We start from the raw sequence: 13,363 nt of genomic DNA on the forward strand, positions 1-13,363 counted from the left end.
CGCCTCAGGCCCTGACCTCCTGGCGCTGGAACAGAACGTAGCCGGCGACGAACAGCACGATGGTGCAGGCGATCAGGCCGACCGTCTGCGGCCAGGCGATCATCACGCTCTGGCCGAACGGCAACGGGGCACCCATCACGGCGCCGCGGATCTGATCGAGGAACACCGGGCCGAGCGTGCGCGTGGTCGGCGACAGCACCGCCAGCATCGCCTCGCCAAACAGGTCATTGGGCGAGAACCGCTGCAGCAGCTGGGTCCAGATCGCCGTGCCCGGCGTATCGAGGCCGAGCGCTGCAAAACGTGGATCGGGCGGCACGATGGCCTGCGCGATCGCCGGCGCCAGCATCGGCCACAACACGGTCAGGAACAACCAGAGGCCGAGCGCCACCAGTGCCGCGGTCGCTGGCGAGCGGAATACGATCGAGAGCAGCATTGCGAGCGACAGCCAGACCCCGGCATAGAAGATCGCAATCACCAGGAAGGCCAGCGAGCGGGCGATCTCGTCGCCGCCCGGCGGCACGCCGAGGAAGATCAGGCCGAGGCCGATCACCAGCAGCCACAGCGCGGTGAGGCTGATCGCGATCGTCGCGAGCCCGGCGAGATATTTGCCGAGCAGCAGCGCGTCGCGATAGATCGGCTGCGCCAGGATCCGCGACAGCGTGCGCCGGTTGTGCTCGCTGTTGATCAGGTCGAAGCCGAGCCCGATCGCCATCAGCGGGATCAGGAAGCCGAGGATGGCGACAAAGGACGGCAGCGGCACCTGACTCACCGTGAACAGCCGCAACAGCAGGAATGGATCCTCCGCGGTATTCTGGCGGAGCGCGGCGATCGCCTCATAGAGCGCCGCCATCGCGGTCAGCACGATCAGAAGCTGGAGCATCAGCATGCGGACGCTCGAGATGTTGTCCGACAGCTCTTTGACGAAGACGGCACCGACGCCTTGGAATGCTGAACCCTCACGCCGCATCGCGCACGCCTCCTGACGGGGTGGCCTGGAAGGTGCGAGCGTAGATCGCCTCGAGGCTCGGCTCGTCGACCGAGAGCCGTCGCAGCGCGCCGTTGGACGCGACTACCGCGCGCGCGGCATCGGCCCGGACGTCGCGGTCGGCGGTCATGCGGAAGCGGTCATCGGCGAGCGTCTCGACATTGCCGACGCCCGGGATCGCGGCGAGCCGCCGCGCAATGCCCGCGCCGTCGGCTTCGACCTCGACGACGAAGCCCGCGCCCAGCACCTGAACCGAGAGCTCGGCCACCGAACCCATCAGCGCGATCTTCCCGGCCCGGAACAGCGCCACGCGATCGCAGACCCGCTGCACCTGGTCGAGCATGTGCGACGACAGCAGCACGGTAACGCCCTCGGCCTTCAACTCCCTGATCAGGTCGAGGAATTCAATCGTCGCCTGCGGGTCGAGACCCGAAGTCGGCTCGTCGAGGATGGCGATCTCGGCCCGCTTGACGATGATCTCGGCAAGCCCGAGCCGCTGCCGCATGCCGCGCGAAAACGTTGCGACGCGCTTGTCGGCGACGTCGAGCAGACGCACGCGGGTGAGCGCCGCCGCGATCCGCCGCGAGCGTTCGGCCATCGGGAGGCCTATCAGCTTGGCGACGTAAGCGAGGTTCTCCACCGCGGTCAGGTGATCGTAGAAACCGACGGCATCTGGCAGATAGCCGACCCGCCGCTTGACCTGCAACGGCTGCCGCGCCGGGTCGAAGCCGAGCACGCTGACCCGGCCGGCCGAGATTTCGGTGAGCCCGAGCATCATCAGGATGGTCGTGGTCTTTCCGGCGCCGTTCGGGCCGAGCAACCCGAACACCTCGCCCTTGGCGATGTCGAAATTGATGGCGTCGACGACGCTGGTCTTGCCGTAGCGCTTGGTGAGATCGCGTGCCGCGATGACGGTTTCGGGCCGTGTTGCAGCACTGTTGTTCTGCTGCTCGCTCATCGCCGTCCGAACCTCGCAACCGCACCCAGCATCAACAGCAGCGCGACGCCAATCACGCCGGCACCGGCCATGCCCCAGACGGTAGAAGTGCTCACCGTGACGCGGAACTGGCTCGACGCCGTCTCGCCGCGCGAGGTAGCGCGCATCGCGAGCTGGTAGTCGCCGGCGAGCGACTTGTCGCTCGGCGTCACCAGCGCCTGAACCTCAGTGTCCTTGCCGGGCACCAGCCGCTCGATCCTGGTGGGCTGGAACGTGACCTTCCAGCCGCTCGGCGCCGTCGCGGCGAGCTCGATGTTGTCGGCCGGCGCGGTGCCGCTGTTGGTGACGACGACCGGAATCGTGCTCTGCTCGGCGGCGACCGCACGCGCGCTCAGCAGCCCGTCGCGGCCGGAGAGCTGAAGCTGCGGCTGGCCCGCGACATCGAGCGCCACCTCGGTCTGCGCCGAGGCATCCTCGGCGTTGACGGTGACCTTGACCGGGAAATGCCCGGCATCAATCGCGCTCGGCGGCCGCACCTTGAGCTTGATGTCCTTGGACTGTCCGGCCTCGATCGGGATCGACGACAATTCCTGTGTGCCATAGGCCTCGGTAAACGAGGTCTCGAAGTTCTGCGGCGCAGCCGCGGCGAAGCTTGCGACCAGGTTGCGGCCGCTGTCGTTCTTGATGGTCAGCGTGTATTCGAAATTCGATTTTGGGCTGCCGCGCAATTCGGGAAGTTTCGACGTCACCGTCAGCTTTGCCGGCAGCTCCTTGGCGAGCGCGACCACGATCGGCAACGTCGCCTCGCTGCCCTGCCCTTCGGCCTTCACCGTCAAGGTCTGCTCGGCGAGCGAAGCGTTGGCGGGCACGTCGAGCCGGAGTTGCAGCGGCACGCTGGAGTCGGGCGCCGGCATCGCGGCCGCGACCGGCTGGCCGCCGCCGAGCAGCGTCGCGGTCCAGCCGCTCGGCACGCCCTCGACCGATAGCTTGTAGCGCTGCGGGCCGAGATCGTAATTCTGCAGACGCAGCGAGATGTTGGAGGTGGTGCCGGGCCTGATGGTGACGGCCGGATAGTCCGTCATCATGTAGAGCCCCTTGATGTCGTGGGGCGGCTCCGCGGCGTAGGCTGAGGGAATGGCAAGGGGAATAGCAAGTCCGAAGGCGGCGACAAGGCGCGCAACATCGAGCGCTCGCATGGGCAAACACTCCTGCAAGAAGGGCGGGATTGACTGACTTGACGCTGCGCGCTGATGAACACCGTGGCAGCGGCGCGACAGATCATCGCAACAATCGTGACGAAATCTCGGCGGCGTAATTACAAATGAGTAATGCGCGCGGTTTCGCGTGACGACCTTCGTCTACCGACGTTAGTCTAGTTCACGATGCGATCTCTGTGATGTGCGGAGCGGTCGTCGCAGGGAGCTCGCAGCGCAGTTGCGATTGGCGACAATGGATTGCTTCCGCCTTAGCCCGAAGGCCGCGAAGCATGCTCAAAGTCCCTTGATGATCCCCGCGTCGATCAACAGGCGGTTGAAGCGGCGCGCTTCTGCGCCGTCCTTGCAGGAATAGAATGCGCCGTTGCAGCGGAGCATGATCTCCTTCTGCTCGGCGAAGGACGGGTCGAGCGGGATGCCGGCAGCTTCCTGGATCACCAGCGGCAGATAGGGACCGTCGATCGTGTCCATCACCGCCGCGCTCTTCAGCGGCTCGAAATTGACGGCGTCGATCGCATAATAGGTCGCGTAGAGGCGCGGATCGTAATTGTCCAGCTTCTTGCCGAGAGCGCCCTCGTCGAGCCCGGGCTCGAGGATCTGCGGTGCGAATTCCGGCTGGTGATCGCCGTAGCGCACGATCAGGAAAGGCTGCGCCGGAAACTTCTTCTTCAGCGCCGCGACGAAGTCGGCATAGTCGTTGGCGCTCATCGCCTGCCGGCGTAGATATTCGTCGACCGCGGGCTTGTTGCCCGGCCGCTTCCACGACGGCAGCAACTCGGGATGGAATTTGGTCTCCCAGGGGAAATGATTGGCGCCGAGATAGATGAAGGTGAACAGCGGCGTGCCTGACGTCTTCTGCTGGCCCATCAGCTGGAGCGCCTTGTCGTAGAAGAAGCTGTCGGGTTCGACGTCCTTCGCATGCCGAGGTCTTTCGAATCGAGAAAGCGCTCGATGCCGGTCGTCATCTGGAAGCTGCGCGCGCCCATGAAGCCGCCGTTGGCGGGATAGAGCGACAGCGTCTCGTAGCCGCAACGGCGCAGCGCCAGCGGCAGGCCGCGCTCAACCCGGCTCGAGGCAATGCGTGTGACGAAATAGGCGAAGCGTCCGAACGAGCGCGAGGAAAGCCCCGCGAGCACGTTGTATTCGGTGAACCAGCTCGGTCCGCCATTGCTCTCGGCGAGGAACGTGCGCTGCTTGCCGTCCCAGGACGTGAAGTGGCTGCCATAGCCCTGCGGCACCTTGATGCCCTGCGCCGCGCGGATGTCGAAGCTCGATTCATCATGGATCATGACGATGTTCGGCCGGCGGCCGGCGGGATGGCAGGCATCGACCAGCGGCATGTTGAGCCGATCGCTCGCGGTCGGATCCGACTCCATGAAGCCATAGGCGACGAAATCGGATACCGCGGTCACGCCGGAGCGCGCGAACTTCGAGAGGTAACCGTCGTCGTAATAGCCGCGCCAGGCCTCGTCCGGCCAGGCGAAGGCATAGCCCGAGAGCGCTGCGGTGCAGGCGAGGCAGGCCGCCGCAGCCGGCAGGCGGCGGATGCGGAACGGATCGAGCCACCACAGCGCGTACATCAGGGGCAGCGTGACGAGGCCGGCGCCGATGATCGACCAGCGCAGGCTCGGGAAGATCGTCAGCAGGAACGCCGCGGTGTCGCGGTCGATCACCATCAGGTCGACGAAGTTCGCGGTCATCTGCACCACGTCGTGCTTGAACCGCGACAGCAGCACCAAGACCACGACCAGCGTCAGCGACAGAGCGCCCGACAGCGCCGGCCGGCGCAGCAGCGCGATGAACAGGAAGTTCAGGATTCCCCAAGTGAGCAGGAAGCAAAGCCGCGAGCCGAAATCGGTCTCGGTGCGCAGCATCAGGATCAGCGCGCCGAAATGCGGTGCCGCGACCGCCATCAACCGCCAGATGCCAAGCGCGGCAAGACCGCCGGCCAGTGCGGCAACGGAGGAGTTTTGCTGAGGCGCGGGCGCCATGGGCGGGACGCAGTACAACCCGGCGCAATGCCACCGCCTTGACTGGCAACGGCCAGGAGGCATGCGGCACAGCCGGTGTCTGGGCCGCGTCACAAAACCGTAATTGAATCGTCATGAACGCGCAATGAATTTGCCCGCCCAGGCCTGGCCGCGGCAAGCAGCGCGCGTGCGTTAAACCTTGGCGGCCGGCGCGGCGTGGCTCGCGATACCGGCGATGAACAGATCGACGATGTCGGCAGCCATCTGCTCGACCTCCGCATCGCCGACACCCCAGCGCGGCAAATGGCCGTCGATGTGCATCCGCGCGAAGCCATAGACCAGCGCGCGGCCGGCGATCTGGACCTGCCTGAGATCGCGCGTCCCGAGTTGGCCGTCTGAAAATGCCTCCGCCAGCGTGCGCTCGGTCAGGCCGATCAACTCGGCATTGTCGCTGGAGACGGCGGCCGAGCGGTCGTGGTCGAAAAAGCGGCGGCTGGAGATGATCTCGAAATGGGCCGGGTTCTTCATCGCCCAGCGCAGATAGGCGATCCCGAGATAGCGGAAGCGGCCGAGCGGATCGCCTGACGGCGCCTCGGCCATCGCCGCCTCGATCTCGGCGCGAAAGCGGCGTTGCGCCTCCTCCGCCACCGCATTCATCAGGGCGTCCCGGCTCGGGAAATGCCGGAACGGCGCGCCCGGCGAGACCCCAGCGCGGCGCGCGGCCTCGCGCACGCTGACCGCCTCCGGCCCGCCCTCGCCGACCAGTTGCATGGCGGCATCGATCAGGACCCGGCGGAGGTCGCCGTGGTGGTACGGCCTGGCCGCCTGCGCCCGCGTCGCGACCGGACGCGGCTTGGCGGGCCGGCGGAGGGTGGGCGGGCTTTTGGCGGGGCGGCGCATGGCGATCCTCTAGCATCACCCGCTTGTGAATGTAAGCGATGATTACACAGATTGACTGCGCGCGGGCACGAAATGTAACTGGTGATTACATAAATGGGAGGCGGGATATGGCGACGCATCGCAACTGGTTCGAGGGCTGGCGGCTGTTTGGCCTGCTCACGCTCACCCTGATCGGGCTTTCGATCTGGATCGCCGCGATGCGGCAGTTCGAGGTCGAGGGCGTTCGGATGGTGATCCGTTTCACGGCGCGGACCTCGCTTTTGTTCTTCTGCCTCGCCTTCTCGACGGCGGCGCTGGCGCGGCTGTGGCCGAACGCCTGGACGCACTGGCAGCGCCGCAACCGCCGTTATTTGGGCGTCACCTTCGCGGCCTCGCACGCCATCCATGCGGTCGCGATCGCAGCCTTCGCGATGCTCGATCCACCCGGCTTTGCGGCCGTGACCTCGATCGTCTCCTACGTCTTCGGCGGTATCGGCTATCTCGCCATCATCGCGCTGACCGCGACTTCGTTCGATCGCACGGCTGCACTGCTCGGCCCGCGCGCCTGGCGCAGGCTGCATCTGATCGGCGGCTACTATCTGCTGCTGCAGTTCATGGTCTCGTTCGGCAAGCGGATTCCCGAGATGCCGCTTTACGCGCTATTCCTCGTGCCGCTCGCTGCGGTGTTCGCGCTCAGGATGATCAGCATGGCCGGCCGGCCTGCGCCACGTCAGGCACAGGCGAGCTGAGATCAAGCCGCCTCACACCAGGTGAAACTTGCGGCCAAGCTGGCGATGAACCGACAGCACCGCACGATCGACGTCGCTGATCAGGCTGTCGCCGAGCACGACGTTCGGAATCTCCCAGTTGCGTCCGATCTGCGCATCGGGCAACGCGGCGATCGCCGGCACGCGCGCGGTTTCGCAGCCGGGTTGGGCGCGCAGCGCCTCCTCGGCAAGCTGGGTCAATTCGTCCTGGCTTTTTCCATCAGTCATGACCTCGGTCCTGACTCCGGAAGATGGCTCACTGATGGCCAAGATTTTCCAGTTCCTTAGCGCGGGCTTCGGTCATGCTGCGCATGCATTCGCCGGCATCGAGCCGGGCGATAGTGCCCTCGCCGAGGTCGTAATACAGGCAGTTGGCATCACGATACTGGATCCATAGCCGCTGCGCGGTGCGCAGCTGTTCGCGCTGCTTGTCGTCGGCGACATCCTTCAACGCCTTCTGGTAGGCGACGTTCATCCGCTTGTCCCACTGCGCGGTCTTGGCCTTGAGGCATTCGACCATCTGGTAGGTGCCGCCGTCGCAGGATGGCTCGCCAACGCTCTGATCGCCGGCGCGGGCAACCGGCGCGGTGAAGGCGATGGAGACGGCCGTCAGAACGGCCATGAGCCTGCACGCGCCTGTCGTGACAGCCGATGTCATGCCACTTTCCCTGTTCGATCGTTCCTGTCGTCGCAGCATACGTGAGTGCCGCCGCCATGCATCCCGTCCACCGCCGGCCGCGCCGCGGCTGGCCTTCCCGGTCCGCGCAGGATATTTCATATGCATGGAGGGGACCATGCGGCGCGCCGTGACGCCTGTGATCGTCTTGGCGGTGTTCGGCCTGCTCGTCGGTGGGCTGTTTCGCTATGCTTTCGATGAGTCCGACGAGGCCTCCGTCTCGAATTATGTGCGCAGCGCCCTCGACGGCGCAGCCCTCACGGTGATCGTCTGGGCGACGCATCTCTATCTGGCCGCACGTGGTGGCTGGCTGCGACGGCAATCACTCATCGTCGAGCTGATCGGCCGCTCTGTGATCCTCGCCGTCATCGTTGCGGCCGCCGCGATCATGCTGGAAGTCGTGCTTTACGGGCATGGGCTCGAAGCCAAGTGGATGCGCGAAACCTTCCTGAAGATCATTGGCGTCGGCCTGCTGCTGTCGATCCCGATCACGACGATCTACGAGTTGGTCCGGATGATCGGCGGGCATACGCTGCTCAGCATCGTGCTCGGACGCTATCGGCAGCCGGTGCGCGAGGAGCGCGTGCTGCTGTTCCTCGACCTGATCGGCTCGACGACGCTAGCGGAATCGATGGGCGAGCTGCGCGTGCAGGAATTGCTGACGCGATTCTTCTTCGACATCGACGAGCCGATCGTGTCGCACGGCGGCGAAGTCCACGCCTATGTCGGCGACGAAGTGATTGTGACATGGCCGGTCAATGCCGACGGACGATCGCGGCAGTATCTGGATTGCGTGTTCGCGATCGAGGATCGCCTCGCCAAGCGCGCCGATCAATATCGCAAGGAGTTCGGCGTGGTGCCCGCGTTTCGGGCCGGGATGCATGCCGGTCCGGTCGTCATCGCGGAATGCGGGGACTCGCGGCGGCAGATCGCCTATTTCGGCGACACCGTGAACGTCACGGCGCGGCTGCAGGCGCATTGCAAGGAGGCCGGCCGTCCCGTGCTGGTATCGGGCAACCTGCTCCGCCTGCTGCCGCCGGACCGGGATTTAGTCGTCGAGCCGCTCGGCTCGACGCAATTGCGCGGACGTGCTGCGTCGATCGACATCTTTTCCGTCGCGCGGCGCGTATCGTCCTGAACAATCTCTTAAAATGTATCGGCATCAGCTTCCGCCGAGCCGAAAGCGCGCATTGAATTGAGTCCGGTCGCAGCCTGTTAAGGATGCGACGCACACCGTATTTGCACCGGGTTCCACCTTAACGCGGGTGTAAGACCGCGCCCCGCATGGTGCCCAAACAGGTGTCATTCAACAAAAACAAGGTTGCCCATCGATGGCGCAACAGGCGTCACAATCGATTATTGCCGAACTCGAGGATGCGGTCCGGGACGGGACATCAGCCAAGCGCGTGCAGACGCTGCGGCAGGTCACCGATCTGTTCCTGAACGACGGCGACCGCCTCAACGATGAACAGGTCAAGGTGTTCGACGACGTGCTCTGCCTCTTGGTCGCGCGCGTCGAGACGCGTGCGCGGGCCGAGCTCAGCAAGCGGCTCGCACCGCTCGACTATGCGCCGTTCGAGGTGATTCAGCACCTCGCCTGGGACGACGACATCAGCGTCGCCGGCGACGTGCTGACCCACTCCAGCCGCCTCACGAACGAGGCGCTGCGCGAGATCGCGAGCAGCAAGGGCCAGGACCACCTGTTCGCGATCTCCGCGCGGGAAAACCTGCCGCCTTCCGTCACCGACGTGATCATCGACCGCGGCGAGGACAAGGTGATCCGGCGTCTCGCCAAGAACGCCGGCGCGCAGTTCTCCGACAACGGCTATTCCAGCATCGTCGCCCGCGCCGAAGGCGACGACGAGCTGGTCGAGATCCTCGGGCTGCGCATCGACATTCCGGCCAAGCTGCTGCGCGACCTGCTGCAGCGCGCCAAGGATACGGTGCGCGCCCGCCTGCTCTCGATCGCGTCGCCCAGGGCGCGCGAAGAGATCAGCCAGGTGCTGAACGACATCGCCCAGGAAGAGGCCGCGGCGCCGCGCCGCAACTACGGCATCGCCGAAGAGCTGGTCAAGCTGATGAAGCAGCTGAACGAGCTCGACGATGCGGCCGTCTACAAGTTCGCCGAAGAGGGCAAGCTCGACGAGGTCACGGTCGCGCTCGCCGTGCTCAACGACATGCCGATCGCGATGATCGAACGCCTGATGCTCGGCCTTCGCTCCGACCTGATCCTGATCCCGTGCCGCTCGGCGCGGCTCAACTGGCCGACGGTCGAAAGCATCCTGCGCAAGCGGCCGCTGCCGCTGCCGCTCGACAATGCGACGCTCGAGATCGCGCAGCGCGATTACCGCCGGCTCTCGCTTGAAACCGCGCAGCGCACGGTGCGGTTCTGGCAGCTGCACAACAGGATCGAGAAGCAGCCGATGGCGGCCGGCTAGCGGCCGCTGCGCCATTGTGAAAAAGAAAAGGGTGGGCAACGCGCCCACCCTTTTTACTTTTGGCGTGCAGGGCAAGCGAACCGCTCTCGCCCTGCAATCTCTCAGTTCTTGCTCTTGTCGACTAGGGCGCCCTTCTTGATCCAGGGCATCATGTCGCGCAGCTTGGCGCCGACTTCCTCGATCGGATGCTCGGCGAGCTTGGCGCGGGTCGCCTTGAACGAGGTCTGGTTGACCTTGTTTTCCAGCATCCAGTCGCGGGCGAACTTGCCGCCCTGGATGTCGGCCAGAACCTTGCGCATCTCCTTCTTGGTCTCGTCGGTGATGATGCGCGGGCCGGTGACGTACTCGCCGTATTCGGCGGTGTTGGAGATCGAGTAGTTCATGTTGGCGATGCCGCCTTCATAGATCAGGTCGACGATCAGCTTCACTTCGTGCAAGCATTCGAAATAGGCCATCTCCGGCGCGTAGCCGGCTTCGACCAGGGTCTCGTAGCCGCCCTTGATCAGCTCGACCAGGCCGCCGCAGAGCACGACCTGCTCGCCGAACAGGTCGGTCTCGCACTCTTCCTTGAAGGTGGTCTCGATGATGCCGGCGCGGCCACCGCCGATGGCGGAAGCATAGGACAGGCCGAGGTCATGGGCGTTGCCCGAGACGTCCTTGGCGATCGCGATCAGGCAGGGCACGCCGCCGCCGCGCTGGTACTCCGAGCGCACGGTGTGGCCGGGGCCCTTCGGCGCGATCATCAGCACGTCGAGGTCGGCGCGCGGATCGAGCAGGTTGAAGTGGACGTTGAGGCCGTGCGCGAACACCAGGGCGGCGCCCTTCTTCATGTTGTCGTGCAGGTGCTCGCGGTAGATGTCGCCCTGGAGTTCGTCCGGCGTCAGCATCATGACGAGGTCGGCCCATTTGGCGGCTTCGGCGACTTCCATCACCTTGAAGCCGGCGTTCTCCGCCTTCTTGGCCGAGGCCGAACCCTTGCGCAGCGCAATGGCGACTTCCTTGACGCCGGAATCCTTCAGGTTGAGCGCATGGGCGTGGCCCTGGCTGCCATAGCCGACGATGGCGACCTTCTTACCCTTGATCAGGTTCAGGTCGGCGTCGCGATCGTAGTAAACACGCATGGTCGTTTCCTCGTTTGAAGGGGGCCAAAATCGGCCGATGAATCAGGCTTTCGGAAGGTCAGAACCGCCGGGCGCCCGCGAATTTCCGGCGTTGTCTAGAGCATTTTCCCCCTCAGGGGAAACCCTCATCTCGCATGGCGCGGTGCGGCATCATGCGTCCATGAAGACCGGGTAGAGCGAGGCCAGCAGCAGGATGGCCATCACCACATTGAAGGCGCGGATCGCCCGGGGCGAGGTCAGGATCGGCCGCAAGGCGGTCCCGAACAGCGCCCAGACGACGCAGGACACCGTGCCCAGGACAAGGCTCAGGCCGACCTGGATCGCGATGTTCCAGGGAAAAGCGGCAATCGCCGCATAGGCCGTGATGGTGCCGATCACCATCACCCAGCCCTTGGCATTGATCCACTGGAACATGGCGGCGCCCCAGAATGTCATCGGGCCGCGGCCGCCCCTGTCGTCCTTGTCCGCCGAGGGCGGCTCGGCCATGGCGATGACGGCTGCGAGATAGATCAGGTAGGCGACGCCGCCATATTTCAGAATCGTCTGCAGCGCCGGATAGGCGATGAAGACGGTCCCCAGCCCGACGCCGACCGCGCCGACCATGAAGGCGAAGCCGACCGTGATGCCGGCCATATGGGGCACCGTACGGCGGAAGCCGTAGGTCAGCCCCGACGACAGCAGCATGATGTTGTTGGGGCCCGGCGTGAAGAACATCACGACGGCGAACACGACAAAGGCAAACAGCAGCGAATTCGACATGGCGCCCTCACGCGACTTTCGGCAGAGCTTTTGGCCGCTTCGCCAGCACCATCACGGCGATGCCGCCGATCACGGTCAGCATGCCGGCGAGGCGCAACGGTCCGAACCGCTCGCCGAACACGATGCTGGAGGCGGCCGAGCCGACGAACGGCACGAGCAGCGCGAACGGCACCACTTGCGCGGCGGGATAGTCGCGCAACAGGCGGCCCCACAGCCAATAGGCGATGCTGGTGGAGATGCCGCCGAGGCAGAGCATGCAGACGAGCCCGGTCAGCGACATATGGGTCAGCGCATGCCAGGTCGGCTGAGGGCCGTTCGTGATCAAGGTCAGCACCGCAAGCGGCACCGCGGCGGATAGGCACAGCCAGGCGAACAGATCGAGCATCGGCGCGCCGTTCGCCTGCCGCAGCAGAAGATTGCCGATCGCGAAGCTGATCGGGCAGATCATGATGATCGCAAATGCGGCGACGCTGAAGTCGTAGCCGACCGTCCCGCAGATCATCAGCAGGCCGAGCGCGGCGATCGCGATGCCGATCGCCTGGGTCCGCGTCGGGATTTCCCCGAAGGCCACGGCGGCGAAGGCAATTGTGAACAGCGCCTGGCTCTGCACGATCACGCTGGAAAGCCCGACCGGAACGCCATGCGCGATCGCAAAGGCCTGTGCGAGGAACTGGCCGAGGAACAGCGTGGCGCTGATCGCGATCAGAAGCGGCCAGGAAACGCCGGGCTTGCGCAGGAACAGGCACGGCAGCGCGGCGATGGCGAAGCGCAGCGTCGTCATCAGCTCCGGCGAAAACTCATCGAGCGCGATCCGGCTTGCGACGAACGCAAGCCCCCAGATCACCGCGACCATGACGGCGATGCCAACATCGGCCGGCTTCATTGTTGTTCTTCTTTTGCTTCCGTTTCGGTCGGGATCTAGATCTGTTCGTCGGGCTTCGGTTTGCGCAGCAGATACGTGCCGTGCATGGGTGCATGGTAGTCGGCCGAGACCAGCGTGAAGCCGACGTCGGTCAGCATCCGCTCCATCACCCAGCCGAAGGTGGAATATTCGTCGCGCATATGCGTCACCACGCTCTCCCGCACGAAATCGTGGTTCTTGATCTGAAAGTCGGCCCAACCTTCGACATCGCGATCGACACCGTCGGGCATGCCGACGAACACCATGTCGCGCAGATAGAAGTTCGCGCCGGGCTTCAACGCGTTGAAGATCCGCGACATCGCCACCGCCTTCCAGAAATCCGGCAGATGGTGCAGCGTGAACTCGCTGACGATCAGGTCATAGGAGTTCGGCTGGTAGGCGAACGACAGCAGGCCGGCCGGCTGGGTCCGGATCTTCGCCTTGCGGTCGCGGGCGTAGATCTCGGCGAGCGCCAGCATCGCCGGCGAGATGTCGATGGCGTCGACCTCTGCGCCCATCAGCGCGGCTTCGGTGGCGAGCACGCCGTTGCCGCAGCCGATATCGGCGATACGCCAGCCCGGCTTGACGCCGAGCATGGTCAGCGCCTGGCGGGCACGGACATCGCTGTCCTCGCTGACGTCATAGATCGAGGCCACCGCGGTATCGAGACCGACCTGCCGCCGTTGCGTGTAGTACCAGTCGCGCGCCAACATGGC

At 65.2% G+C, this 13,363-nt stretch carries 13 protein-coding genes and 1 pseudogene; 3 read left to right on the forward strand and 11 right to left on the reverse strand.

Annotated features, from left to right (window positions below; translation table 11 throughout):
* Nucleotides 1–4: 4 nt before the first annotated feature.
* From RX327_RS28210 to RX327_RS28230, 5 genes and pseudogenes are all read right to left on the reverse strand, one after another.
* Nucleotides 5–967, reverse strand: a complete 963-nt coding sequence (locus RX327_RS28210; RefSeq protein ID WP_050385443.1) for an ABC transporter permease — start codon at nucleotides 965–967, stop codon at nucleotides 5–7.
* Nucleotides 957–1,943: an ABC transporter ATP-binding protein gene (locus RX327_RS28215; protein WP_050385442.1), complete on the reverse strand. Its 987-nt coding sequence runs from the start codon at nucleotides 1,941–1,943 to the stop codon at nucleotides 957–959. The genes RX327_RS28210 and RX327_RS28215 overlap by 11 nt, the downstream gene beginning before the upstream one ends.
* Nucleotides 1,940–3,118 carry an NEW3 domain-containing protein gene (locus RX327_RS28220; protein WP_050385441.1) on the reverse strand — a complete coding sequence of 393 codons (1,179 nt, stop codon included), beginning with the start codon at nucleotides 3,116–3,118 and terminating at the stop codon, nucleotides 1,940–1,942. Before RX327_RS28220 ends, RX327_RS28215 begins: the two co-directional genes overlap by 4 nt.
* Before the next feature lie 294 nt (nucleotides 3,119–3,412).
* Nucleotides 3,413–5,127 (reverse strand): annotated as a pseudogene (locus tag RX327_RS28225) (sulfatase-like hydrolase/transferase).
* A 171-nt stretch (nucleotides 5,128–5,298) separates the two neighbouring features.
* A complete protein-coding gene (locus RX327_RS28230) occupies nucleotides 5,299–6,006 on the reverse strand; it encodes a TetR/AcrR family transcriptional regulator (protein WP_050385439.1) in 708 nt (235 codons plus the stop codon).
* Between the two features lie 107 nt (nucleotides 6,007–6,113).
* On the opposite strand from RX327_RS28230, the gene RX327_RS28235 reads away from it, so the two are divergent.
* Complete coding sequence (locus RX327_RS28235; RefSeq protein ID WP_050385438.1) at nucleotides 6,114–6,734, forward strand: hypothetical protein; 621 nt, start codon at nucleotides 6,114–6,116, stop codon at nucleotides 6,732–6,734.
* Between the two features lie 12 nt (nucleotides 6,735–6,746).
* On the opposite strand, the gene RX327_RS28240 is transcribed toward RX327_RS28235, so the two are convergent.
* Both RX327_RS28240 and RX327_RS28245 read right to left on the reverse strand, forming a co-directional pair.
* Nucleotides 6,747–6,980: a hypothetical protein gene (locus RX327_RS28240; RefSeq protein ID WP_028332471.1), complete on the reverse strand. Its 234-nt coding sequence runs from the start codon at nucleotides 6,978–6,980 to the stop codon at nucleotides 6,747–6,749.
* A gap of 28 nt (nucleotides 6,981–7,008) precedes the next feature.
* On the reverse strand, nucleotides 7,009–7,374 hold the full coding sequence (locus tag RX327_RS28245; protein WP_244482229.1) for a lysozyme inhibitor LprI family protein: 366 nt from the start codon (nucleotides 7,372–7,374) through the stop codon (nucleotides 7,009–7,011).
* A 172-nt stretch (nucleotides 7,375–7,546) separates the two neighbouring features.
* Here RX327_RS28245 and RX327_RS28250 point away from each other — a divergent pair, with 172 nt between their 5' ends.
* Both RX327_RS28250 and RX327_RS28255 read left to right on the forward strand, forming a co-directional pair.
* Nucleotides 7,547–8,566, forward strand: coding sequence for an adenylate/guanylate cyclase domain-containing protein (locus tag RX327_RS28250; RefSeq protein WP_317247758.1), 1,020 nt, complete (start codon nucleotides 7,547–7,549; stop codon nucleotides 8,564–8,566).
* A gap of 193 nt (nucleotides 8,567–8,759) precedes the next feature.
* Complete coding sequence (locus tag RX327_RS28255; RefSeq protein WP_283087957.1) at nucleotides 8,760–9,866, forward strand: DUF2336 domain-containing protein; 1,107 nt, start codon at nucleotides 8,760–8,762, stop codon at nucleotides 9,864–9,866.
* Nucleotides 9,867–9,967: 101 nt separating this feature from the next.
* On the opposite strand, the gene ilvC is transcribed toward RX327_RS28255, so the two are convergent.
* The 4 genes from ilvC to RX327_RS28275 all read right to left on the reverse strand — a co-directional run bounded on the left by ilvC (nucleotide 9,968) and on the right by RX327_RS28275 (nucleotide 13,360).
* Nucleotides 9,968–10,987, reverse strand: coding sequence for a ketol-acid reductoisomerase (gene ilvC / locus RX327_RS28260; protein ID WP_028137983.1), 1,020 nt, complete (start codon nucleotides 10,985–10,987; stop codon nucleotides 9,968–9,970).
* Between the two features lie 150 nt (nucleotides 10,988–11,137).
* A complete protein-coding gene (locus RX327_RS28265; protein ID WP_050385435.1) occupies nucleotides 11,138–11,746 on the reverse strand; it encodes a LysE family translocator in 609 nt (202 codons plus the stop codon).
* Nucleotides 11,747–11,753: 7 nt separating this feature from the next.
* Nucleotides 11,754–12,629 (reverse strand): EamA family transporter, encoded by an 876-nt coding sequence (locus RX327_RS28270; protein WP_317247759.1) that lies wholly within the window; start codon nucleotides 12,627–12,629, stop codon nucleotides 11,754–11,756.
* 35 nt (nucleotides 12,630–12,664) lie between these two features.
* Nucleotides 12,665–13,360: a class I SAM-dependent methyltransferase gene (locus RX327_RS28275; protein ID WP_317247760.1), complete on the reverse strand. Its 696-nt coding sequence runs from the start codon at nucleotides 13,358–13,360 to the stop codon at nucleotides 12,665–12,667.
* Nucleotides 13,361–13,363: the final 3 nt, after the last annotated feature.

Source organism: Bradyrhizobium sp. BEA-2-5, assembly GCF_032918025.1.
Lineage (GTDB): Bacteria > Pseudomonadota > Alphaproteobacteria > Rhizobiales > Xanthobacteraceae > Bradyrhizobium > Bradyrhizobium pachyrhizi.

Bases quoted from the DNA above. Each gene is read 5' to 3' on its own strand.
- RX327_RS28235 (WP_050385438.1), top strand. From the start codon at position 6,114: ATGGCGACGCATCGCAACTGGTTCGAGGGCTGGCGGCTGTTTGGCCTG.
- ilvC (WP_028137983.1), bottom strand. From the start codon at position 10,987: ATGCGTGTTTACTACGATCGCGACGCCGACCTGAACCTGATCAAGGGT.
- RX327_RS28215 (WP_050385442.1), bottom strand. From the start codon at position 1,943: ATGAGCGAGCAGCAGAACAACAGTGCTGCAACACGGCCCGAAACCGTC.
- RX327_RS28245 (WP_244482229.1), bottom strand. From the start codon at position 7,374: ATGGCCGTTCTGACGGCCGTCTCCATCGCCTTCACCGCGCCGGTTGCC.
- RX327_RS28255 (WP_283087957.1), top strand. From the start codon at position 8,760: ATGGCGCAACAGGCGTCACAATCGATTATTGCCGAACTCGAGGATGCG.
- RX327_RS28275 (WP_317247760.1), bottom strand. From the start codon at position 13,360: ATGTTGGCGCGCGACTGGTACTACACGCAACGGCGGCAGGTCGGTCTC.
- RX327_RS28240 (WP_028332471.1), bottom strand. From the start codon at position 6,980: ATGACTGATGGAAAAAGCCAGGACGAATTGACCCAGCTTGCCGAGGAG.
- RX327_RS28270 (WP_317247759.1), bottom strand. From the start codon at position 12,629: ATGAAGCCGGCCGATGTTGGCATCGCCGTCATGGTCGCGGTGATCTGG.
- RX327_RS28250 (WP_317247758.1), top strand. From the start codon at position 7,547: ATGCGGCGCGCCGTGACGCCTGTGATCGTCTTGGCGGTGTTCGGCCTG.
- RX327_RS28220 (WP_050385441.1), bottom strand. From the start codon at position 3,118: ATGCGAGCGCTCGATGTTGCGCGCCTTGTCGCCGCCTTCGGACTTGCT.
- RX327_RS28230 (WP_050385439.1), bottom strand. From the start codon at position 6,006: ATGCGCCGCCCCGCCAAAAGCCCGCCCACCCTCCGCCGGCCCGCCAAG.
- RX327_RS28210 (WP_050385443.1), bottom strand. From the start codon at position 967: ATGCGGCGTGAGGGTTCAGCATTCCAAGGCGTCGGTGCCGTCTTCGTC.
- RX327_RS28265 (WP_050385435.1), bottom strand. From the start codon at position 11,746: ATGTCGAATTCGCTGCTGTTTGCCTTTGTCGTGTTCGCCGTCGTGATG.